The organism is Fluviispira sanaruensis (genome assembly GCF_004295685.1).
Lineage (GTDB): Bacteria > Bdellovibrionota_B > Oligoflexia > Silvanigrellales > Silvanigrellaceae > Silvanigrella > Silvanigrella sanaruensis.
In genome coordinates this window covers 3,094,879-3,117,480 of sequence record NZ_AP019368.1, presented here as the reverse complement: position 1 = coordinate 3,117,480, position 22,602 = coordinate 3,094,879, and the positions used below count along the sequence as shown (strand labels likewise).

The 22,602-nt window shown below is 34.8% G+C and carries 20 protein-coding genes; 15 read left to right on the top strand and 5 right to left on the bottom strand.

What is annotated here, in order from left to right; genetic code table 11:
- Positions 1-235 precede the first annotated feature (235 nt).
- From EZS29_RS13140 to EZS29_RS13130, 3 genes are read left to right on the top strand one after another with little or no spacing between them, the layout of a single operon-like run.
- A complete protein-coding gene (locus tag EZS29_RS13140) occupies positions 236-901 on the top strand; it encodes a succinate dehydrogenase cytochrome b subunit (protein ID WP_130611617.1) in 666 nt (221 codons plus the stop codon).
- 6 nt (positions 902-907) lie between these two features.
- Positions 908-2,827, top strand: coding sequence for a fumarate reductase/succinate dehydrogenase flavoprotein subunit (locus EZS29_RS13135; RefSeq protein ID WP_130611614.1), 1,920 nt, complete (start codon positions 908-910; stop codon positions 2,825-2,827).
- A gap of 46 nt (positions 2,828-2,873) precedes the next feature.
- Positions 2,874-3,668 carry a succinate dehydrogenase/fumarate reductase iron-sulfur subunit gene (locus EZS29_RS13130; RefSeq protein ID WP_130612915.1) on the top strand — a complete coding sequence of 265 codons (795 nt, stop codon included), beginning with the start codon at positions 2,874-2,876 and terminating at the stop codon, positions 3,666-3,668.
- A gap of 122 nt (positions 3,669-3,790) precedes the next feature.
- Here EZS29_RS13130 and EZS29_RS13125 read toward each other — a convergent pair whose 3' ends face one another.
- Positions 3,791-4,279, bottom strand: a complete 489-nt coding sequence (locus tag EZS29_RS13125; protein ID WP_130611611.1) for an RICIN domain-containing protein — start codon at positions 4,277-4,279, stop codon at positions 3,791-3,793.
- Positions 4,280-4,833: 554 nt separating this feature from the next.
- Between EZS29_RS13125 and EZS29_RS13120 the strand changes: the two genes are divergently transcribed.
- Complete coding sequence (locus EZS29_RS13120; RefSeq protein WP_130611608.1) at positions 4,834-6,261, top strand: S41 family peptidase; 1,428 nt, start codon at positions 4,834-4,836, stop codon at positions 6,259-6,261.
- Between the two features lies 1 nt (position 6,262).
- Here the strand turns inward: EZS29_RS13120 and EZS29_RS13115 are convergent, their stop codons facing one another.
- The gene (locus tag EZS29_RS13115; protein ID WP_172603954.1) at positions 6,263-7,486 is read right to left on the bottom strand and encodes an MFS transporter; all 1,224 of its coding nucleotides are present in this window, start codon (positions 7,484-7,486) and stop codon (positions 6,263-6,265) included.
- 258 nt (positions 7,487-7,744) lie between these two features.
- On the opposite strand from EZS29_RS13115, the gene EZS29_RS13110 reads away from it, so the two are divergent.
- Positions 7,745-8,839: an FAD-dependent oxidoreductase gene (locus EZS29_RS13110; protein ID WP_172603953.1), complete on the top strand. Its 1,095-nt coding sequence runs from the start codon at positions 7,745-7,747 to the stop codon at positions 8,837-8,839.
- A gap of 6 nt (positions 8,840-8,845) precedes the next feature.
- Here EZS29_RS13110 and EZS29_RS13105 read toward each other — a convergent pair whose 3' ends face one another.
- Positions 8,846-9,649, bottom strand: coding sequence for a sulfite exporter TauE/SafE family protein (locus EZS29_RS13105; RefSeq protein ID WP_172603952.1), 804 nt, complete (start codon positions 9,647-9,649; stop codon positions 8,846-8,848).
- Between the two features lie 322 nt (positions 9,650-9,971).
- Here EZS29_RS13105 and EZS29_RS16270 point away from each other — a divergent pair, with 322 nt between their 5' ends.
- Positions 9,972-10,442 carry a linear amide C-N hydrolase gene (locus tag EZS29_RS16270; protein ID WP_130612912.1) on the top strand — a complete coding sequence of 157 codons (471 nt, stop codon included), beginning with the start codon at positions 9,972-9,974 and terminating at the stop codon, positions 10,440-10,442.
- A 105-nt stretch (positions 10,443-10,547) separates the two neighbouring features.
- Here EZS29_RS16270 and EZS29_RS13095 read toward each other — a convergent pair whose 3' ends face one another.
- Entirely contained in the window at positions 10,548-11,447 is a 900-nt protein-coding gene (locus EZS29_RS13095) for a DMT family transporter (protein ID WP_130611595.1), read from the bottom strand.
- Between the two features lie 150 nt (positions 11,448-11,597).
- Here EZS29_RS13095 and EZS29_RS13090 point away from each other — a divergent pair, with 150 nt between their 5' ends.
- The 5 genes from EZS29_RS13090 to EZS29_RS13070 all read left to right on the top strand — a co-directional run bounded on the left by EZS29_RS13090 (position 11,598) and on the right by EZS29_RS13070 (position 16,320).
- Complete coding sequence (locus EZS29_RS13090; RefSeq protein WP_130611592.1) at positions 11,598-12,272, top strand: hypothetical protein; 675 nt, start codon at positions 11,598-11,600, stop codon at positions 12,270-12,272.
- 13 nt (positions 12,273-12,285) lie between these two features.
- Positions 12,286-13,023: a Rossmann-fold NAD(P)-binding domain-containing protein gene (locus EZS29_RS13085; protein ID WP_130611589.1), complete on the top strand. Its 738-nt coding sequence runs from the start codon at positions 12,286-12,288 to the stop codon at positions 13,021-13,023.
- 102 nt (positions 13,024-13,125) lie between these two features.
- Positions 13,126-14,292: an MFS transporter gene (locus EZS29_RS13080; protein WP_130611586.1), complete on the top strand. Its 1,167-nt coding sequence runs from the start codon at positions 13,126-13,128 to the stop codon at positions 14,290-14,292.
- Between the two features lie 18 nt (positions 14,293-14,310).
- Positions 14,311-14,781: an NUDIX domain-containing protein gene (locus EZS29_RS13075; RefSeq protein ID WP_130611583.1), complete on the top strand. Its 471-nt coding sequence runs from the start codon at positions 14,311-14,313 to the stop codon at positions 14,779-14,781.
- A 24-nt stretch (positions 14,782-14,805) separates the two neighbouring features.
- Positions 14,806-16,320 carry a nicotinate phosphoribosyltransferase gene (locus EZS29_RS13070; RefSeq protein WP_130611580.1) on the top strand — a complete coding sequence of 505 codons (1,515 nt, stop codon included), beginning with the start codon at positions 14,806-14,808 and terminating at the stop codon, positions 16,318-16,320.
- Here the strand turns inward: EZS29_RS13070 and EZS29_RS13065 are convergent.
- Entirely contained in the window at positions 16,303-18,174 is a 1,872-nt protein-coding gene (locus tag EZS29_RS13065) for a cation:proton antiporter domain-containing protein (protein ID WP_130611577.1), read from the bottom strand. The two genes, EZS29_RS13070 and EZS29_RS13065, sit on opposite strands and share 18 nt — an antisense overlap.
- Before the next feature lie 103 nt (positions 18,175-18,277).
- Here EZS29_RS13065 and EZS29_RS13060 point away from each other — a divergent pair, with 103 nt between their 5' ends.
- The 4 genes from EZS29_RS13060 (at position 18,278) to EZS29_RS13045 (ending at position 22,599) form a co-directional block, all read left to right on the top strand.
- A complete protein-coding gene (locus tag EZS29_RS13060) occupies positions 18,278-19,246 on the top strand; it encodes a hypothetical protein (RefSeq protein ID WP_130611574.1) in 969 nt (322 codons plus the stop codon).
- A gap of 22 nt (positions 19,247-19,268) precedes the next feature.
- Positions 19,269-20,525, top strand: coding sequence for a fumarylacetoacetase (fahA, locus tag EZS29_RS13055; RefSeq protein ID WP_130612909.1), 1,257 nt, complete (start codon positions 19,269-19,271; stop codon positions 20,523-20,525).
- Between the two features lie 350 nt (positions 20,526-20,875).
- Positions 20,876-21,880, top strand: a complete 1,005-nt coding sequence (locus EZS29_RS13050; RefSeq protein WP_130611571.1) for a hypothetical protein — start codon at positions 20,876-20,878, stop codon at positions 21,878-21,880.
- A gap of 179 nt (positions 21,881-22,059) precedes the next feature.
- Positions 22,060-22,599, top strand: coding sequence for a pentapeptide repeat-containing protein (locus tag EZS29_RS13045; protein WP_130611568.1), 540 nt, complete (start codon positions 22,060-22,062; stop codon positions 22,597-22,599).
- The last annotated feature ends 3 nt before the right edge of the window (positions 22,600-22,602 follow it).

The following is a 22,602-nucleotide window of genomic DNA, read 5'->3' as shown; positions in this document are numbered from 1 at the left end:
AATCAACAGAAAATATGTCATCCGTTTTGCATGTTAATATTGAGAAGCAACTTGATAATACCGATGTGTTTTATTGATTTGTATTATCTTTCAAGCAAATTGTAATCCGCGCGCAAAACTTGCAATTTGTCTTATGAGAATATTATCTTTATACGTTTGACAGGTTGAGTGTGAATGCTCAATTGTGTATTGAGAGGTTTTGTTTTTTCTGATCATTTATTAGGAGAATTGCTCTATGTCAGCAAATTCTAGTTTCTTAACGAGTACCATTGGTAAAAAATACTTAATGGCATTAACTGCTATCGTTTGGTCGTTATTTGTCATGGTTCATATGATAGGAAATATGCTTATTGTTGTCGGTGCAGAAGCATACAATAATTATAGTCATGCGCTCACTTCAAATCCAATAATTTATTTGATCGAGGCATTTTTAGTAGCTGTTTTATTATTTCATGCTGTTACGGGTTTGACTTTAGTGGTAAGAAACTCTCGGACAAAACCAAAATTTTATGCCGTCACTCCTATGCGTGAAAAATCAGCTTCTATTGCATCAAGAACCATGATTTACACAGGTACAGCTACACTAGCTTTTGTGATTTGGCACCTTATTACCTTTAAATTTGGCCCAGAATATTTTGTTACTTATAATGGCATTGAAATGAGAGACATTTATAAATTGGTGATCGAAAAATTTCATGAACCACTTTATGTTGCAGGCTATGGTCTTGTTATGATTTTAATTGGCTTACATCTTTATCATGGTGTGCAATCTATTTTTCAAACGCTTGGTCTCAGCCACCCACGCTATAATAAATTCTTTAAAATTTTTGGTTATACCTATGCAGTTGTTGTTGCTGCTGGTTTTATTTCTCAACCACTTTTTGTCTATTTTGCGAGGTAATATCAAATGGCAATCAACCTCGATTCCAAATCTCCGACAGGTCCTATTGAAGACAGATGGACGAACCATCGTTTCTCTTCAAAGCTTGTAAATCCTGCAAACCGTAGAAAACATTCCATAATAATTGTAGGAACAGGTTTGGGTGGTGCATCGGCAGCAGCATCATTGGGTGAAATGGGTTATCATGTGAAAAGCTTTTTCATTCATGATTCTCCACGCCGAGCGCACTCAATTGCCGCTCAAGGTGGTATCAATGCAGCTAAAAACTATAAAAATGACGGCGACTCCATTTATCGCCTCTTTTATGAAACAATTAAAGGTGGAGATTACCGTGCGAGAGAATCAAATGTCTATCGTTTAGCGGAAACATCCGTGCGTATCATTGACCACTGTGTTGCACTCGGTGTGCCTTTTGCACGTGAATATGGTGGTCTTTTAGACACAAGATCTTTCGGTGGAACTCAGGTTTCTCGTACATTTTATGCGCGAGGGCAAACCGGACAGCAGCTGCTAATTGGTGCTTATCAAGCCATGATGAGACAGGTCTCAGACGGCAATGTCGACATGTATCCACGCCGTGAAATGGTTGAACTTGTTGTCATAGACGGGCACGCACGAGGAATTGTTGTGCGCAACCTCGCAACGGGTGAACTTGAAACGCACCATGCCGATGCCGTTGTTTTAGCAACTGGTGGATATGGAAACGTTTTTTATCTATCTACCAACGCAAAAGCTTCTAATGCCTCAGCTATTTGGCGGGCACATAAAAAAGGCGCACTTATTGCCAACCCATGTTACACCCAAATTCACCCTACCTGTATTCCAGTTTCAGGTGATCATCAGTCAAAACTAACTCTTATGTCAGAATCTTTGCGCAATGATGGCCGTTGCTGGATACCTAAAAAGGCAGGCGACACCCGTCCACCTGCACAAATTCCAGAAAATGAAAGAGATTATTATTTAGAACGCCGTTACCCAAGTTTTGGTAACTTGGTTCCGCGTGACGTTGCATCCCGTGCGGCAAAACTGGAATGTGACAATGGACAAGGGGTCGGTCCATCAAAGCTTGCTGTTTATTTGGATTTTGCCGACGCTATTAAACGTTTAGGAGAAGATAAAATCCGTGAAAAATATGGAAATCTCTTTCAAATGTACGAAAAAATTGCGGGAGAAAATCCTTATCAATCCCCTATGCGTATTTACCCTGCCGTCCATTATACGATGGGTGGTCTTTGGGTAGACTACAATCTTCAATCAACAATTCCAGGCTTGCATGTTCTAGGTGAAGCAAACTTTTCCGACCATGGTGCGAATCGCTTAGGAGCATCTGCACTTATGCAAGGACTTGCTGATGGTTATTTTGTTATTCCAACGACTTTGACAAACTATATTGGGGGCACAACCCTTCCTAAGGTAACAACCGATCACCCTGCCTTTAAAGAAGCGCTAGCAAGTGCAAAAGCACGAACAACTAAGCTACTTGGAATTAAAGGTAACAAGACTGTCGATCAATTTCATAAAGAATTGGGGCATATTATGTGGGATCATTGTGGCATGGCGCGCAATAAAGAAGGCCTACAAAAAGCTCTCAAACAGATTCCAAAAATTCGCGAAGAGTTTTGGCAAAATGTGGCAATCACAGGACATGGTGAAGGACTCAATCAAGAACTTGAGAAAGCAGGTAGAGTTGCCGACTTTATAGAACTTGGTGAAACAATGTGTCTCGATGCCCTCACAAGAGAAGAATCCTGTGGTGGACATTTTAGAGAAGAGCATCAAACTCCAGACAATGAAGCTAAGCGTGATGATAAGAATTTTGCCCATGTAGCTGCTTGGGAATACAAAGGGGATGCTAAAAAACCTGAGCGTCATGTTGAAAAATTGGATTTTGAATATTGTCATCCAACCCAACGCAGTTATAAGTAAACAAGAAGGACAAATTCTTATGAAAAATAAAAGTTCTAACAAACATATGACCTTACACCTTAAAGTTTGGAGACAAAAAGATCAGAACGCAGAAGGAAAACTCTGTGATTATGATCTCGAAGGTGTCAATCCAGATATGTCATTTCTTGAAATGCTTGATATCCTTAACCAAAAACTTATTTTAAAAGGTGAAGAGCCCGTTGCTTTTGAACATGATTGTCGCGAAGGGATATGTGGATCTTGCTCAATGGTAATTGATGGCAACCCACATGGGCCGCAAAAATCAACAACAGCTTGCCAATTGCATATGCGCCATTATCGCGATGGACAAACTATCGTGATTGAGCCTTTTAGAGCAAAATCTTTTCCTGTCATGAAAGATTTAGTGGTCGATAGATCCGCTTTTGATCGAATTATTCAAGCGGGTGGATATGTTTCTGTGAATACTGGAAGTGCACCAGACGGAAATGCTTTGCCAATTGCAAAAGAAAAAGCTGACTTAGCTTTCGATGCTGCAACTTGTATAGGCTGTGGCGCATGTGTTGCAGCCTGTCGTAACGGAGCGGCTATGTTGTTTGTTTCTGCTAAGGTTTCTCAATTGACTTTGTTGCCTCAAGGACAAGCTGAAAGATCTGAGCGGGTGGCAAAAATGGTTTATCAAATGGACGCAGAAGATTTCGGTTCGTGTACAAATATGGGTAGTTGTGCGGGTGCATGTCCGAAGGATATCAGCCTTGAAAATATTGCGCGTTTGAACCGTGAGTTTATGCGCTCAATGATATCGGGACGCAAAAGTTACCCACGTTCCGGCGGTGGAGCAAACGAAGGATCTCCTGCATAACGAAACAGGTATTTAAATCGCTGATTGAAATTTTTTCAACTTGCTACTTTATTTCATAAATAAAAAAAGGTATTTATATTTTATAAATACCTTTTTAAGAATATTTTATGTCAAGCAAGTTATCAATTACAGCCAGTAGCGTGAAATCTCCAGATTTGAAAATCACCACCATTGTAATCGAATAAATAAGCATTATAGGCATGGTTACTATCTAAAACCTTCCTTGAATTTTGGTGTCTTACATAAAACAAATTTCCACCATCACGGGATGAAACCAATTCCCACTTTTGATATGCACCACCATTAGGGGCATGTGGATAAAGAGCTTTTCCATTGCCATCAAGAGCTTTTCCAGTGGCTTTATTTACTAAAAAGACAGATTTTCCATCACCCGTGTGAATTAAACTCCATCTTTGATACATTCCATTATTAAAATCTTGTGTATAAATAGAGGAATTATTACCATCTAGATAATGGCCAGTTGCTTTATCTTGCATAAAAAAGCATTCTTCTGCATTGGCAATTGCAGGTAAAGAGCTAGCAGCTACAAAGCCTAACAGAGCAAACCTCTTTGTTTGATTTAATGTATTTTTAATAAATAAAAAAAGCATTTCTATCTCCTAAATTAATATTTTTGTGTTGAAAAAATTAATCTAGCAGTGAAAAAATTAAAGACAATTTTTATGCGCCAAAAATTTGTCGATTATTATTTGGTAAATTATACTAGTTCAAGTTGTGTATGTCTTGGTAATAAAAATTAATTTTATTATAATATTTGATTTTTATTTTTGAATATTTTTTAAATTGAATAGAGTTATAACACAATTTTATTAGATATATTTTTCAAAAATAAGAAGAAATTTATTATATGCATTAAAAAAATATATTATAATTTGGGTGAAAAAAACAATTATGAATCAATGTCATTTAATTGACGTAATATGTGCAATTTTTTATTGTATTTTTTAGAAAAAAAGCAAAATATTTTTTGATTTTTATGGAGATGGTCTCAAGAGACGAATTTTTTGCTCATTTATACAGTCAAGTTATTATTTGATGTCAATTAGGAGCTTATTGCATGCTTACAAAGGTCTGTTTTTAATCCTATCATATTGATTGACTTCTATTGAAAAGATATTCAATTTTTTTATTGAGGAATATCGTGATGTTAAAAATAAAAAGAAAAAAAATAAATAAAGTTCTATTCTTATTTTTTCCACAATTTCTAATTAATATAAATATCTTAGCAAATTCAAATTTTGCAGGAGTCACTCCACCGCCTGTAACAAATGAACATATCATTAGTGAAAGAGCTGAAATTGAAAATAAAAAATATCAAGCTCTCGAAGCTTTTTCAAAGGCACTCAATCTTTTAGAGTCAAGTTATGTCGATCCAAGTGTCGTAAATCCAGATGTATTAATAGAAAAAGCATTGAAAGGAATGACATCGGATTTGGATCCTCATACAACTTATTTATCACAAAAACAATATTCAGACTTTTCAACAGATACCAGCGGAAAATTTGGTGGAATAGGAGTTGTGGTAAATCCTGCGGGTGGAAAATTAGAAGTAATTGAAGTGATAGATAATTCTCCTGCTGAGAGAGCAGGAATTCGCGCAGGTGATTTTATCACCAACGTAAATGACATAGTCGTAAATACTAAAAATATTGAAGAAGCACTCTCAAAAATGCGTGGAGCGGTTGGGACAGATCTCACTCTTGAATTTTATACACCAGATAAATCATCTAAAACTATAATTACGAAACGTGTTACTTTAGAGCGAGAAGTTATTCGTAGTAATAGCGTGGTAATGTATCAATTAGGTACAGGATATATCTATACTAAATTAACAATATTTCAAGAAGATGCTTCTGAACAACTTTCGAAAAGTATAAAAGAATTTGAAGTAAAAAATCATGGGAAGGTAAAAGGACTCATATTAGATCTCAGAAACAATCCAGGTGGACTGTTGGATCAAGCTGTACGTGTAACCAATTTATTTATTGATTCAGGTATAATTGTCTCAACAATTGGAAGAGATCAAAATAAACCTGAAGATGTTGAATATGCTGTGAAGAGAAATTCTTTATCGTATTTTCCTATGATTGTTCTTGTCAATGAAGGAACAGCAAGCGCGAGTGAAATTGTTGCGGGGGCATTACAGGATAGAGAGAGAGCAATTATTATGGGAACCCAAACATTTGGCAAAGGCAGCGTACAAAATATTGTCCCATTGCCAAATGGAGGAGCATTGAAACTCACTATAGCGCGTTATTACACTCCGAAAGGGCGAAGCATACAAGCAAAGGGTATTACACCTGATATTCCACTTATTTCGCAATCTATCTTAGGCAAAGTTCAGCAAGTGCAAAGTGAATCCAATATTGGCCGAGCGAGGCGCGAAGCAGATTTAGATAAACATATAGAGGCAAAAGACCAAAATACAATTGCTCTGCAAAATAAAAAAGAAGAAAGAGATACCGATCACTGGCCGCTTTCATTGCGCGATGATTATCAAGTTAAAAGTGCATATATGTACTTAAAGAGTATGGGAAAGTTTACATTTGCTATGGAAAGTAATGGCAAATAATTTATTTCTCTATAAAGTTTATATTTTTATTAAATGTGTCTTTAATAACAAAAATAGGAACTATACCGAGTATAAAGAAAAAAGCAGCACAAAGAGCAACGCCTGTTCCCATTTCATAAAAAAATGAAGCAACCAAAGGTACCAGTAAATTGCTTAATATGAGCGAGCCTCTTGAAATATTTGAAATGAGAGATGTTGCTGTGACTCTCTGATTTGTACCAAAAACCTCTGCACAAAAAAGCAAATAAATTCCAAGATAGCCATTGGTAAATCCACCGATAAAAAGTATGCCATAAAAGATTTCTAATTGCATGAAATTGGGCAATGCAAAGGTAGAAAATGAGCTTAGCATAAGAAAAAGAGCGATTAAAATAGATTTTTTTCGACTCTTTAAAAATTTGCTGAGGATTGGAAAAAAGAGCGCACCTATTAAACTGCCAATAAAAAAGATTGCCAGAGAAATAGATTGATTGGGTGTGAAGGTATAAAAAGAATGTTTAGCAATTTCAGGTGAGAAATTTACAGTAAAAGCAACAAACCAAAATGGAAAAACACCTAATGTGAGACAGACGAGTTTTTTTATGCTTTCCTTTTTCAGAAACATTAACTTTATGCTACCTCTAGGTATTTCTTTATTTTTTGTTAAATTAATAAATATTTTCGAGTCTAAAAAAGCAAATCTTAGACATAAAAGTACAAGGCCTGAAATTCCTCCGATTAAAAATACTTGCTGCCATTGCAAATGACTACCTACGAATGTAGCAAGGATCCCACCAACTATTCCGAAGGAATATAAAATTCCAGATGCAATTCCTCTTTTTTCTTTGGAATAAATTTCGCTTAAAAGAGTGATTGATGCTGCTAATTCGGCAGCAAGGCCTACGCCAGCTAAAAAGCGCATAAGGCCAAATGCAGGAACATTTGTAACGAAAATATTAGCCAAATTGGCAATTGAGTACAAAAGAATACCAGCTCGTACAGCTGATATTCTTCCATATTTATCTCCCCAAATACCAAAAATAAAGCCGCCTATAACGCAACCCAGAGCTTGTAAATTGAACATAAGCAAACTTGTTGTGAGTATATCTGCTTCGATCACCCCGATTGCTGAAAGTGCACTGTGCCTAATAACTGCAAATAGAGCGAGATCGAAATAATCAATTAAATATCCTAGGCTTAAAATAAGAAATGTTTTATTAAAATAGGATGGATTGTTATCTTGCAAGATATTGTCCTCTTTGCTTTCTTTCAAAATACCCTAACAGCTCTTCTGTTTGGTCCTAGATTTTTATATCGATAATATTATATATGAAAATTTCATAAAAAGTAATTTTTTTAGTTAAAAAAAATTTAAGCATTTATTTCGGCAATGTAAATATATATGGTCAAAATTTTATTTTATTCTTTTTGTTTTTAAAGTATGTCAATATTACACAATCATTCACTGAAAGTCTTGATTGTAAGTTTGGAAGTGAGAATATATATGAAAAAAATATCAATAATTGGATCTGGGGTTTTAGGCTTATCGATTGCGGAATATCTTTCACGAGGAAAGAAAAATGGAAATGAAATACAAATCATTTCCTCTAACAATCCATTAGCAGGATCATATGCAGCTGCAGCAAACTTAGCAACAAAAGGACAATTGTTTGGTCGAGATAAACATTTTCAAGTAAAGTTAGATGCAAAAAAATGCTATCAGAACTGGATTAAAAATTTAATTTTAGAAGTAGAAGTAGATCTTAAAATAAAATCTGTGTTTAAGTTAGGGCTTGGCATAGACTTCTTTTCGAGTCATTATAATAGAGATAAACAATATAAAAGAGTTAAACAAGACGATGATGAATTGAAAAATAAAAATCTTCCCCTCGATTTTATTTTGAAAGAGGGGGAGAGAAAAATTAAATACCAACAAGAAGCATGGGTCAATTCATTTGTTCTCATGCAACTGCTAACAGATGTATTAGTTAAACGAAAAGTAAACTTTATAAATAAAATTTTTACGAAAAACGAACTGGAGAAACTAAGCGAAGAAGGTCTTCAGCATAAAATTATTTTTTGCACAGGAGCATGGACAGAGTCTTTATTGAAAGATCTTGAGATACCCATTCCGGATCAAATGAAAAAAGCAAAAAGAATAACTGTGGGTACAACATTTTATGGGAACAATATTTTTGAAAATTATAGTGAAGAATATGTTCTCATGGAAAGAGTTGCTGAGAATATGAAAACTAAAGTGACAATGAGTGGTCCAATTGATAATCAATCAATCTCAGCTTCCACTCTCAAAATCGATGATATTAACGTCTTCGATGAAACTGATCTATTAGAAAAAAATAAGGAACTTATAAAACTTTGCTCTGAATCTTTTGCAAATGATCCTTATTTAGCAAAGGAAAAAATAAAGAATTTGGAATACAAAACAGGTTTGAGAGTAGGTTATGGCCATAGTGAATTAGTCATTGAAAAGCTTAATATAAAATGTGATCAATTGACTGGATATGTGTGCGCGGGAGCGCACAAAAGTGGCTTTCTTTTTGCGCCTATGGTTGGAACTCAGCTTGAGAAATTGTTTTAAGCAATATTAAACGAGCATTTTTACCGCTACTGCAAACAATAGTATCGAAAAACATTTGAGTAAAACTTTTGGAGACAATTGTCCCGATATTTTTGCCCCAATAGGCGCAAAAATTGAGCTCATAACTGTAACTCCAAGAGCTGCTGGTAGATAAATAAATCCAATTGATCCTTCTGGAAGATTTTTAGCTTCACTGCTTAATAAGGTGAAACTCATAGTACCAACGATTGTGATAAGAAATCCACAGGCTGCAGATGTACCAATTGCTTTGTGCACACTTTTGCCAAGATAGGTTAGAAAAGGTACAGTGAGCGTTCCTCCTCCCACTCCTAAGAGCCCCGACAGCAAACCTATTATCACTCCACCACCAGCCAGCGTTGGTTTTGAATCTTTAAAGAGGTGTTTTTTTTCTGTTACTTTATCTTTTTTAAGGAACATTTGAATGGAAATAAAAATCAAATAAATTGCAAATACGATTGTAAGAGTATCTGTATTCATTCTTGCAGAAAAAAAAGCTCCTACAAAAACACCTAAGCATATTCCTGGTGCAGTTTTTAAAAGGATATCCCACTCGACTCGTCCTTTTTTATGATGAGAATAGCTCGAAAAAAAGGAAGTAAAAAACATGGCAGTCAATGATGTGCCAATTGCTAAATGCATGATGTGTTCTTTTGGCATGCCATTGTGCAGGAAGATAAATGCAAGGGTTGGAACAACAATAGCTCCACCACCAATGCCGAGAAGTCCAGCTAAAAGTCCGGCAATAGCACCTGTTAGTAAGTAAAAAATAATACAAAGAGAAAAAGACATAGATTTCCTTCTTGTTTTTTGTTTTATATGCAGCGCTTTATATCTACTATGGATAAAAATGGAATACAACATATGCGGGACAGACTATCTCAATTTAGTAAAACTTAAAAGAACATTTAAGAAAAATATATGGTGAGCTATCTCTATACCATTATTGAAGACAGCGAGATGAATTTTTAATAAAATTTTTTGCCTACAAAAATTCATAAATATCAAAAATATATAATTATAATAATAAAGTTGAAGAATTTTATTTTAAATTTTAAAAAAAAAAAGCGCAGATTTAAACTTTGATATTGAAATTTGGCAATATTTTAATTGAATAACATTTATTAAAGATAATTATTCGGAGAAAAATTTTTTACCAGGAACCAATCGTGCTGCAGATCGATTTGCGAGAGCTTCTTTCTTAATAAAGTCTTTACCTACAAGCATCTCTAATAATTATATCAATGCAATACCTGAGAAAAAATTTGTATATCAAGCTATTGCAAGCACTTTAAGTGTTGTTCGCAGTGTATCTGTTCCATTAGGAATTTCGTCTCAGGATCAACCAAACATTTCCTCTACCATTTGGCGAACCGTTTCAGATCAGAAAAATAAGGTTTATTATTTTGATTCAGTTACAACACCAAATACATTTTGGGTTGATTTTAAAGGTTTAAATTTCTCAAAAAGGGCACCAATTAAGAAATTAACTCTTACGGGTGGAAAGGTTTATTCAGGAAATAATGCTCGTTTATTTGGAGAATCCAAACCTTTTGAATTTTTAAAAGCAGATCTTACTAAGTAGTTAAAAGTAAAAACTCTCGACTGATTCAATGCTTTATAAATTTCGCAATATTTTTATGTCTATTAAACGAAAATTTATAAATTATTTTTTTAAGCTTGAATATCTTTAATTTGCATTAATGGGCAGCCTAATAACATTCGAAGAAATAATCACACCGCAGAGAATAATTGCTCCACCAACAACTTGGATAAAATAAATAGGATGTCCTAAAAAGAGTGAAACTAGAACTGTAAAAACTGGCACGAAATTAAAAAATATAGATGTCTGTGCGGCTCCAAGCTGAGCCATACCAATATTCCAGAACAGGTAAGCTAAGACAGCGCCGAATATTGCCATAAAAGTGATTGCAAAATAAATCGATGAGGATTGATGAAAAGCTTGATCGACATGTCCTTCAAAAAAGGAAAATATGATGAGAGCTATTGTACCAATAATCATAGTAGAAGCAGTTGTAATAATTGGAGAAGATTTGCTTAAATAACGAATACTCAAAACACCATACAGTGCCCAACAAATGTTGCCAATGATAATTAAAATATCGCCAACAGCAAAATTAAGACTCAATATAGTATGAAAAGAACCTTGCGTTAAAATAATGATCACTCCGATGAGACTCAGGAGCATTCCTATTTTTTGATATGAATATATTTTCTTTTTTAATATAAAATAAGCGAAAATATTTGTAATTAAAGGGTTGGTAGACATGATGAGTGCACAATTTATAGGAGAGGAGTATTTTACCCCAAAGAGAAATAAGCCATTGAAACCTGCAACGCCAATAATTCCTAAAATTGAATATATTTTAATATTCTTTTTGAAAGTTTGTAAAAAATTTCGTTCTTTGAGCATAACAAGGACAAAAATAAGGAATGATGCTATAAGAAAGCGCAGCGCTGTTGCTATCATGGGGGCTATTTCGCCGACTACATATTTCCCAACGTTGAAGTTTGTGCCCCAGAAAAATGTTGAGCATATGACTAGAAAAATAGCTAATAATTTTGGCATACAAACTCCTTCTGAAAGTTTAATTGGAATATAATATGGTTCGTGTTAAAAAAAAACGAATGCGGCAATTTTTTCTCTCCATTTCTTATATTTTTTGAAGATATAATACAATGTTATTCTGTGAAAAAATGTAAAATGGAAATTCAAGAAATGAAAAAAAATTTTTTAAAAATAAATATTATTATTTCAATTCTAAGCGTTATACATCCGTATTTAACTGCGCAGCAATTGCCAAAAGAACTGCCTATTCAAACACAATCATTGCAAGGATCTGGAATTCAGCGGGTAGGCAGTGCACCAATTCCAATTCAAACACAAAATATTGAGCAAATGATTATTCCAAGTTTTACTTTGCCAGTGCGAGGGGGGACAATTCAGCCGTCAGGCAATACAATTTCAAAAAGGATGCCATATGAATCGACATATATGTCTGGACGAATTATATTTTTAAATGGAGTCAATATCAGCTCGGTGCGTAATCAAGATTTAGAAAATGTAACGGTCCGGATTGATAAAAATGGTAATATTCAAATTGAGGCACCTCAATATGAAGTGGGCGTTGAGCAAAGCTATCATCCGATGATGCCAGGAGAGCTGCCAAAATTTCCAAAAAACGAATTTCCAGATCTGCCTGTACCAAAAGGTACGTATTCTAAAGAAACGGGCAAGCCGACGCGTGGACTTACTCTACCGAAAGAGTTTGCTCCACCTGTACCAGCTTCGGAGCAATCTATGATGGCACCGCAAAATAAATCAGAGCAAATTCCAAATCAATCTGATAATAATCCTGTGCAAGAACAGGGACAGGATGGCGCAACGAAATGAGATTGGAATAGCTATGAGTCAAACTATCGTTTTAGGAAAAGGTTATGTGGGAAAGTTTTATTGTGAAAAATTTCCAAATGTTTTAGCAACAAGTCGTAATAAAAACTCTCAAGATGATGCAATATATTTCGATTTAACAAATAAAGATTCTTGGAAAAATCTACCATTTTGCGAAAATATTATTTGGACATTTTCAGCGGCTGAAAGTGAAATAGAAAGTCAGTATGCGAAAGAATTCTTTTCATATTATTGTTTAAATAAAAAAGTTTTAATATTAAGCACAACCTCGGCATATATCCATGCATATGACGATGAAGTCATAGATGAGAATTCACCTCTCGATAATTCAAGGCTGCGTATAAAAACGGAGGAAGAATTGCGGTTGCAGGGTGCGTGTATTGTTCATTTAGCAGGGATTTTTGGACCGAATCGCTTGCCTAAAAATTGGTTTATTCAAGGCAGGGTTCAAGATCCAGACGGAATTATAAATCTCATTCATGTTGATGATATTGTTTATTGTTTAAATATTATACTCGAGCAATTTAAAGCTAAATCACGTATTAATATTTGCAATGGATTTTATAAAAAAAATTCAGAAGTTATTAAGGAATTAAAAGAAAAAAAAGAAATTGATTTAAATTTTTCATTTCCAGTGACTTGCATAAAAAAAATGAATAAAAAGATCAGTAATAAAAAATTGCAAAATGAGCTTCTTCCTAAAGGATATCAGTTTAAAAGTTATCCTGAATAACTCTTTTATTTGCTATTTGCTTAAAAATGGCAGAAACATTCATTTGTTTTTAAGCAAACCCAGTTTGCAAGCAGAATTTTTCCCTTAGGAATCAGAAATATTATGAATTCTTCAGAAAATTTAAGCTCTTTATCAGCCAAGAACAAATTTTTGTCGCGTTCAGGAATCATTGCTGGGTTGAGTTGCGTGGCCGCTACAGGGATTGGTTTTGGTCTTTCCCTCCCTCTCCTTTCATTTGTTATGAAAGAAATGGGATATTCTTCAATAATGATTGGTTTAAATACCTCTATGCCAGCTATTGCCGCATTTGTGCTTTCGCCGATTTTTTTGAAGTTTATGGAAAAATATGGCTTAAAAAGTTTTATTACATTCGCTGTTTTTCTCGCGGTTATGTGCTTTCTGTCTTTCTTTTTTACCCAAAGCGTAATTTTGTGGTTTGTTCTTCGGTTTGTTTTTGGTGCTTGCCTTGACGGGATATTTGTCGCAAGCGAAACGTGGATAGGGGAACTGTCATCCGATGAAATGCGTGGACGCATTATGGGGATTTTTTCATCTTGTCTCAGTATTGGCTATTTTTTGGGGGCAGGAATTTTAGCCTTTACAGGAAGCAGAGGACTTTTGCCTTTTGCTGTGGGTTCCTTTTTTCTCCTGCTCGTATTTGTGCCAATAATTTTAGCTAGAAAGCAAATACCAGATATTAAAAGTGAAGAAAAAACTGCGTTGAAACCAATCATTTTGTCATCGCCAATCGCAATGGGCGCAGCCATTGTCTATGGATATTTGGAAACCACAGCATTTAATTTATTGCCAATTTATGGTGTCTATAATGGATTAACTGAAAAAGCTTCAGTCTCTTTACTTGTGACTGTAGGGATAGGGCAAGCGTGTTTACAATTTTTTATTGGTGCAATTGCAGATAAATATGGTGCAAAAAAAGCACTTACTATTTGTACATTAATAGGAATAATAGGGGCAATTGGAATAGGGATTTTTATAAACACCCCTTTTGTTTTATATCCTATACTATTCTTTTGGGGAGCGTGTATTTCTGGTTTTTATACATTGGCGCTCATTATTGTTGGAAAAAAATATAAGGGAAGTAGTTTGGCAGGAGCAAATACAGCGGTTGTTGCTATGTTTGGCTTGGGTTCGTTGATAGGACCTCCCGTTGCCGGACTTGGTATGAGTACTTCGGAAGAATATGGATTTGTCCTTGCTATGCTCTTGCCTGTTCTTGTATATTTTATTCCACTTATACGGAAAAAGTAAAATATAAATAGGGAAACTATGCGTAAAGTCTCAATATCAATATACACTGTTTATCAAATATTGAAGAAAATTATTCAAAGAATTTCTGGAGTGCGCACCTGCGGTGTGAGAGGACTCGTCATAAATCATGAAAATAAAATATTACTTGTCAAACATACTTATTTAAATGGATGGCATTTTCCAGGTGGGGGTGTGGAAAAAAATGAATCACCCCGTGAAGCAATTGTCCGTGAAGTGCGGGAAGAAGCAGGTATTATTGTGAATGAATTTCCTGTTATTTTTGATTGCTATTATCATAAAATTCTTGGTGTGGATGACTTTGTCTGTTTTTATGTTATAAAAAAATTTGACACTCAGCCTTTTGAAAGTCCAGAGATTAAAGAAGCCAAGTGGTTTTCCCTAGAAGATTTGCCTTATGATGTCACAAGAGCTACTAGAAGAAGGCTTGCTGAGTTTTTTGAAGGCTGTGAGCGGCAAAACAAGTGGTAAGAAAAAAAATTAAGGTAAATATTCATGAGCTCATTTTTTGAAACAGTTTACAAGGGTTCTCTAACATTATTAACTGATTTTTATCAATTAACCATGGCATATGGATATTGGAAATCTGGAATTTCTGAAAGAGAAAGTGTTTTTCATCTTTATTTTCGTAAAAACCCTTTTAACGGTGGATATACTTTAAACTCTGGACTTGAGCTTGTCATTGATTATTTAAATCAATTTAAATTTTCTGAAGATGATCTGTGTTACTTGAGCTCTATTAAAGATGCAGATGGAAAAGAATTATTTGAAAAAGAATTTATTGAATATCTTAAAGATATGTCTTTTACTTGTAATCTCGATGCGATTCAAGAAGGGACAATCGTTTTTCCTTATGAACCTTTATTAAGAATCTCGGGTCCTCTTATCCAATGCCAGCTTTTAGAAACTCCTTTGCTCAATATTATTAATTTTCATTCATTGATTTCTACAAAAGCTGCACGGGTTGTGTCAGTGGCGGGTACGAGCCAAGTGCTTGAATTTGGCTTGCGCAGAGCGCAGGGCGTTGATGGTGGTTTAAGCGCAAGTAGAGCGGCATTTATTGGGGGTTGTTCTGCTACATCGAACACTTTAGCGGGGAAAATTTTTAATATTCCTGTGCGTGGAACACATTCACACAGCTGGGTGATGGCATTTGATAATGAAGTGGAGTCCTTTTATGCATTTGCCCGTGCCATGCCAAATAATGTTATTTTTTTAGTCGACACCTACAACAGTTTAGAAGGTGTAAAAAAAGCGATTGAAGTTGGCAATTGGCTGAAGACTCAAGGAAAGAAGTTGGGCGGAATTCGCCTCGATTCAGGGGATCTTGCTTATTTAAGTATTGAAGCCAGAAAAATGCTAGATAAATCTGGTTTTCCTGAAGCAGTTATTGTTGCGAGCAATGATTTAGATGAAAATGTTATTGCGAGCCTGAAAGAACAGGGAGCACAAGTAGCTGTTTGGGGGGTTGGTACACAATTGGTTACAGCTTTCGATCAGCCAGCTTTGGGCGCTGTTTATAAAATATCAGCGATAAAATCTTCAACTGGGCATTGGGAACATCGCATTAAATTATCTGAGCAATCTATGAAAATTTCTACCCCAGGAATTTTGCAGGTACGTAGGTTTTCCAATAAAAACTTATTTGAAGCAGATATGATTTTTGACACGCTGAGCTCTGATAAAATTAAGTCATCTCTAATAATAGATCCAGAAGATTTCACTCGTTTCTGTGAAATACCCAAGAACTGTGAATCTGAAGATCTTCTAGTGCCAATTTATCGTGAAGGTAAACTTATTTATAAGCCCCCTACACTAAATGAAATAAGAGAAAGATCTTTCACCCAACTTAGAAAACTACATGCAAGTATAAGAAGATTGATGAACCCACATCATTATCCAGCAGGTCTCGAAAAGAAATTACATGATTATAAGTTAAATTTAATTTATAAATTTAAAAAAAAAGATCAACACGAAAAAAGAGCAACAGATCTAAACGCTAGCATGTAACTCTTTTATTTTTTCCAGAGAATTTCTCGTGCCAAAGATAAAGAGCTCATCATTTTGATCAAAAATAAAGTTTGACACTGGGTTCTTTATTCTCACATTATTTCTATTTACGGCAAGAACAATGCAATTATAATTGACTCTTATTCCAAGTTCTAAAATACTTTTGCCAATAAATGGATGTGTTTCATGGAGATTTACCCCTGCTAGTAAACATTGATCAATTGTAAGAGGATTTTCGTCTTCTTGTTTTTCTTTTGAACAAAATAATTCTAATTTTGTAATGGATTCTTCATTGCCATAAACTAAAAGGGTATCGCCTGGAATAACAACTTCCGTAGCTTTCGGTGATATAATCGTTCTATTATTACGTTCAATTGCTACAATATTTACAGAAAACTTCTCTCTGAGTTTAAGATCTATTAAGTTTCGTCCTGTGATATCTGCATCTGCTCCGACATGCACATGCACCAAATATTCGTCCCATGGTGCAAGGCGATCAAGAGTTGCTGTTACGTTTTTTGAAGTCATCAACATAAAGTTTTTTTTCAGTCGGCTTTTTGTATTTTCAGTTAAATAGCGAATCCATTTAAAAATAGAAAATCTTTTATAAAAGGGAGCCATTTTATTTTCAAGTGAAAAATTAATCACTGCTTGTGAATAAGACTCAATAAACTTGTAAATTGGTTTTGGTATGAGTGTTTCTGGATTTTCTGCTAATTTAATAGAAAACTTAAATATAAATGGAGTTAAAAGCATAGTGAACACAGCAGTTGCTACGATAGCAGAAAAAGTTTTATTTTCTATTACGCCAAGGCTCACTCCAACTTGCGCAATTACAAATGAAAGCTCTCCTATTTGTCCCATACTCCCGCTAATTCTAATAGAGTCTTTAATACCTTGACCGACAAATAAATTAAAAATGAGATTAAGACCAATTTTACAAATTATAATTGTGGCTACGAGCGCTAAAATAAGACTCCACTTTTCAAGAATAATTTCTGGCGAAAAAAGAAATCCGACAGAAACAAAGAAAACTAAAGTAAATAAGTTTTTAACGGGTTCAATTACCAATTCTATTTTTTTCAATTCTCTACAATCAGAAAGGATAGATCCCATTATAAATGCACCGAGTGCAGCTGAGAAATTCCAAGAAGCAGATAAATAGGCCAGGCCAAGTGCAAGGCCAATGCTTAAGATAACAAGAAGTTCTTCTTTTCCAGTTTTAAATGCAGAGTGAATAATACGTGGTAATAATAAAGTACCTAAAAACCACCATAGTAAAATACTAAAGATAAAAATTGGGATAATTTCCATCAATTGTATGCTTTCTCCACTCGATGCGGTCGAAAGCCAAATGATCATAAAAATTGCGATTGAATCCTCAATCAACAAGACTGCCATCAGCTTTTCTGCGAAGCGGGCACTTTTCAGTTGATGATCTTCAAGGATTTTAACAATGACTGCTGTAGAAGCTGTCGCTATGACGGCCCCTAAAAAGAGCGCTTCAAAGCCCGTAATATTGAAAAAGGGAGCGACATTTGTACCAATCAACCACATCAAAAGCGCTTGTGAAGCGCCTACAATAGCGGGTGAGACACCAAGAGATTGAATTTTGCGCAGGCCAAAATGCAGTCCCATCGAAAACATTAATAATAAAACCCCTATTTCAGCGAGGGTATTGGCTGATTCTTTACTAACAACATAAGGCGTGTAGGATATCGGTAATGAAAGGAGGACTCCCCCAAATATATATCCTAAGATTAATGGCAACTTGAAAAATTTTTTAAACATCCAACCGAACGCTCCTCCTGTGAGAAGGATGGCTGCGAGATCTTGGATAAAAACATTATGCATTCAGCTTACTCTCCATTCAAAATTATCGTCTCTTTAAAGATAGCGCAATTTCTTTGTTTGAAACAAGAAATCTATTCATTCATTTTTAGCACTAGGAGAATTTATGCAAAGTTTAAAAGTTTTTATGAATGAGCTTTTAGATTACGCTGGAATGTTTCCACCAGCGCAGCTTTCGTTAGAAGAATCGCTTAAGAACTATGCGGAATATTTATCACATGAGTATGAAGATATGCTAGGGAAATTTGTACTTCCTGCAAATAAAATAGATGAAACTATTTCGTTTCTTAACACACATAATTCTTTTTTAAAAGTTGGAAAAAGAAAAGCAAACTTTTCAATAATTCTTTCAACATGTAAGAATTTTAGTGATTTTCCAAGTATACTGCATAAGGATTTTCAAAACATTAAATTACTTTCAAAAAACTTTGAGACTTCGCTTGATATTCTCTCCATAGAATTTTTGCCAGCAGAAGATATTCTCATTGCAAATTCAAATAAAAGGATAGAAGAGTATTTGTCAATTTTATTCCAGCAGTTTTCTGCATTAAATAAAAAAATAGAATATTTTTGTGAAATCCCATTAAATGATAATTTCAACAAAAAAATAAATGAAATATTTGATTATAACAGATGTAATTTTGACAATCAAGTGCAAATTAAAATCAGGACTGGAGGGGTTAAAAAAGATCAAATCCCCCCAGCAAAAAAAATTGCGCAATTTATTAGCTTATGTGCCCAAAAAAAATTAGGCATAAAAGCAACTGCAGGGTTGCATGTTCCTATACCTAACTTTAATCAAGAAGTTGGAACTTTGTTGCATGGATTTTTAAATGTTTTTTCTTCTATGATGCTATTATATAAAGGCGATATTAGCGAAGAAGAAATTGAAGAAATAATCTCTAATTATACATATGAAGATTTTAAATTTTCTCAGGATGGATTAAAAATTCGAAATTTTTTATTAACAAATAAAGAGATTGAAAATCTTAGAAAAAAATATATAAAAAGTTTTGGAACTTGTAGTTTTTTAGAACCCATAGAGCATCTTATTGATCATAAAATTCTTACTTAGTAAAGGAAGTCTTATGAAGGAAATAAAAAGTTGGATTGATATTCCAAAAAATCATGATTTTTCGATTTATAATATCCCCTTTGGCGTCTTCTACACGAACAATCAAATATCCACGGCTCGTGTGGGTGCTGCATTGGGTGATAATGTAATTGATCTTTGCAGATTATTTAATCTCGGATATTTAACAGATATTGTTGGCTTAAAAGCGGAACATTTTGACAATAACAAGTTGAATGAATTTTTATCTTTAGGTAATAAAACTTGTAATGGTGTTCGTTATGCTATTCAAGAACTTTTTTCTGATTTAAACTCTAAACTGAAGAAACACCCCGAACATTTAGAGACAATTCTTATCCCTACTCATTCAGTTAAAATGCTGTTACCTATTCAAGTAAAGGACTATGTTGACTTTTATTCAAGTCTCGATCATGCAACGAATGTAGGAAAAATGTTTAGAGACGAGAAAAATCCATTGTTACCTAACTGGAAGCATATTCCTATTGGCTATCATGGGCGTTCGAGTTCTATTATAGTAGGCGGGACAAATTTTAAAAGACCAAAAGGCCAATTGAGTCTTGCAGATGCCAATTCTCCTATCTTTGGGCCGACAAAACAATTAGATTTTGAACTAGAAATGGCTTTTATTACAAGTAAACAAAATGAAATGGGTGAAATGATATCTCCTGATCAATCTTCCGATTTTATTTTTGGTCTCGCTCTTTTTAACGACTGGTCTGCACGAGATATTCAGCGTTGGGAATATGTGCCGCTTGGCCCATTTTTAGGCAAAAGCTTTGCAAGCTCGCTTTCTCCATGGGTCGTTTCGCTCGAAGCGCTTGCCCCCTTTTCTCTTCCTGCTCAAGACAAAGATGTCAGCGAGCTCAAATATTTGCAGTGTAAAAAGAATGGACTCTTCGACATTCAACTCGAAATATACCTGCAATCGGACAAGATGAAGGAGCCTTTTTTAATTTCAAGTACAAATTACAAATATATGTATTGGAATTTATTCCAACAATTGGCTCATATGACCTCAAATGGTTCGCCTGTCAGCATTGGTGATGTTTATGCCAGTGGCACGATTAGCGGCCCGTTACCGAATTCATATGGATCTATGCTTGAGCTTGCCTGGAAAGGGACAAAACCTATAACTCTCCCAGATGGTTCAACAAGATCTTTTATTGAAGATGGTGACACAATTCTATTCAGAGGTTTTGCAATTAAAGGCGATGTTAGAATAGGTTTTGGTGAGCTATCTGCAAAAGTCTTACCCTGCTAAAAATCTCTCTTTTCTTTTATTCATCCCCTCTCTTAAGTGTCTTTTAAGAAGACACTTGATTCTATGAGAATGCTTTTAATATTTTTAATTCCTTATAAATATAACATAAATTCATATATTGAGGATTTTTCTCTAAGAAATTAAACCTTTATATCTCTTGTAAAAATGTCTTAAATTTTGACGGATTGAAAAGACTCTGGTACTTTCTCCAATTGAAGAGTAATCAACTTACATGGAAGAATCGTTAAAAGAAATTACTACTTATACGATTTTTTTGCACAACTGATTTAATTTTGTGATTTTTTTAATTTTTAATGTTTTTTTTAATTATTGCTAGAAAGGGAATTATTATGCGTAAGTTACAAGAAGCAGTTAGATTTCCACAATCCGTCCAACTTTTCCGTTTTTGCTTCCGCGTTCTAGAGCTTCGTCAACCAAATGAAAAGGTTCATGACCAAGATCTTGGTTCCATTTTGAATTACAATCCAAGTGATACAAGTCATTGGAAGCGTGGTAAAAAAGCAATACGTAATGTGCAAGCACTCGAGAATTTAGCAAAAGCCCTTGATGTTGACCTTGAAATTATTCAAGATCTTGCTGATGGTCTCGTTGATCTCGATGAAGCTTGGTGCGATTTCTGTGATGCGGAAGAAGAAAGAAGACTTTCTTTAGAAGAACCAGGAGTTCGTATTGAACGTCGTGATAGAAGTCTTGAAATCGAAAAAGTTGCACAAGAAATTCTTTCAAAAGCAAATATCAATGCAATTCCAGTTCATATTCCAGAATTGATTTCTGCATTCCCATTTATCCAGCTTATGCCAGGTGATGTATCTGATAAACTCGCTCGTAGTTCCCGTGTAAAACCAGGGCATTACGCAATTCGTTTCCGTAAGGGCGACATCAGAGCGCACACACGCACAGCAATTGCACGTGAAATTGCAAGAATAGTTCTTCTCTCCGAGAGAGAAAAATTCAAATTTACAAGCCGCTGTGAAACACTTTCACAAGCTGAGATCGTCGATTTTGCCAATGCTCTTTTAGTGCCTAGAGAAGCTCTCGCTGTAGAAATCCAAAAAATTTCCACACGCGTAAATATGATTAAAGCTTTAGCGGATCTCTTCTGGGCTCCTAAATCTGTTATTCGCTCAAGATTGTCATCAATCCTATTTGAAACAGCTTCAAATAATGTATTCGAAGCAGCAGCTCTTGAAGCAAGAATTTCTGTTCAAGACAAAACTGATATGGTTGAAGAAGAATACCTTGATGAAGAATTTGGCGATGACGCAAATTCTCTTTCTTTCTCTAAGAAATCAGCGCGTCCAGCACAAACTCCTGTGCCAAACTCTGTTCACTAAAAGTTTTGCATGAATTTCTTAACGGAAAGAGAGAATTTGTTTTCCATTTTCTAAGAAAATTCTATACTCTTAAAAGAGAGCGGTTCACTTTGACTGCTCTCTTTTTTTATTCTTGATTTTTTTTAATTTTGGGGCAATGTAGAGCGGCAAGCGAACCCAGTTAAGGAGGTTTTCTGAAAATGGTAGTTGTTCTCAATCGTAATGATAAACCTATAAAAATGAGTTTAATGGCACGACGTGTGATCGAAGAAGATGATGATGATTTTGAAGAAGACGCGGAAGAAGAGGATGAAATACGTTCTGAAATCCGTGGGGATATAGATTCTGACGAAACAAAACCAAAAACACTCACGCGTAAAGAAGCAATCGATATTTTGCAAACGACCCGTGACTTTTCTAAATTAGATTTTCGTAAAGCGAATCTGGCAAAATTGGATTTTTCCAATTGCAATTTTGAAACTTCAAATCTTTCTTATGTAAATTTTAAAGATTCGAATTTAGAAGGGTGTAATTTCGCAAATGCAAGTTTATGGAATGCGAACTTAGAAGGAGCTAATCTTACAAGAGCGAATTTAGAGGATGCCGATCTTGATTATACTAAATTAAGAGGAGCCATTCTATACAGAGCAAACGTAAGAAGAGCAACACTGCCTACGGATCTCATCCCACGAGATGAAATTTTACGTTCGATTAATGAAGGCACAAAAGTCAATCGTTAGTTC

Excerpts from the sequence above, each read along its gene's own strand:
- EZS29_RS13140 (WP_130611617.1), top strand. The coding sequence starts at position 236 with ATGTCAGCAAATTCTAGTTTCTTAACGAGTACCATTGGTAAAAAATAC.
- EZS29_RS13120 (WP_130611608.1), top strand. The coding sequence starts at position 4,834 with ATGTTAAAAATAAAAAGAAAAAAAATAAATAAAGTTCTATTCTTATTT.
- EZS29_RS13075 (WP_130611583.1), top strand. The coding sequence starts at position 14,311 with ATGCGTAAAGTCTCAATATCAATATACACTGTTTATCAAATATTGAAG.
- EZS29_RS13090 (WP_130611592.1), top strand. The coding sequence starts at position 11,598 with ATGAAAAAAAATTTTTTAAAAATAAATATTATTATTTCAATTCTAAGC.
- EZS29_RS13105 (WP_172603952.1), bottom strand. The coding sequence starts at position 9,649 with ATGTCTTTTTCTCTTTGTATTATTTTTTACTTACTAACAGGTGCTATT.
- EZS29_RS13050 (WP_130611571.1), top strand. The coding sequence starts at position 20,876 with ATGCGTAAGTTACAAGAAGCAGTTAGATTTCCACAATCCGTCCAACTT.
- EZS29_RS13045 (WP_130611568.1), top strand. The coding sequence starts at position 22,060 with ATGGTAGTTGTTCTCAATCGTAATGATAAACCTATAAAAATGAGTTTA.
- EZS29_RS13080 (WP_130611586.1), top strand. The coding sequence starts at position 13,126 with ATGAATTCTTCAGAAAATTTAAGCTCTTTATCAGCCAAGAACAAATTT.
- EZS29_RS13110 (WP_172603953.1), top strand. The coding sequence starts at position 7,745 with ATGAAAAAAATATCAATAATTGGATCTGGGGTTTTAGGCTTATCGATT.
- EZS29_RS13095 (WP_130611595.1), bottom strand. The coding sequence starts at position 11,447 with ATGCCAAAATTATTAGCTATTTTTCTAGTCATATGCTCAACATTTTTC.
- EZS29_RS13130 (WP_130612915.1), top strand. The coding sequence starts at position 2,874 with ATGACCTTACACCTTAAAGTTTGGAGACAAAAAGATCAGAACGCAGAA.
- EZS29_RS13070 (WP_130611580.1), top strand. The coding sequence starts at position 14,806 with ATGAGCTCATTTTTTGAAACAGTTTACAAGGGTTCTCTAACATTATTA.
- EZS29_RS13085 (WP_130611589.1), top strand. The coding sequence starts at position 12,286 with ATGAGTCAAACTATCGTTTTAGGAAAAGGTTATGTGGGAAAGTTTTAT.
- EZS29_RS13065 (WP_130611577.1), bottom strand. The coding sequence starts at position 18,174 with ATGCATAATGTTTTTATCCAAGATCTCGCAGCCATCCTTCTCACAGGA.
- EZS29_RS13060 (WP_130611574.1), top strand. The coding sequence starts at position 18,278 with ATGCAAAGTTTAAAAGTTTTTATGAATGAGCTTTTAGATTACGCTGGA.
- EZS29_RS13125 (WP_130611611.1), bottom strand. The coding sequence starts at position 4,279 with ATGCTTTTTTTATTTATTAAAAATACATTAAATCAAACAAAGAGGTTT.
- EZS29_RS13135 (WP_130611614.1), top strand. The coding sequence starts at position 908 with ATGGCAATCAACCTCGATTCCAAATCTCCGACAGGTCCTATTGAAGAC.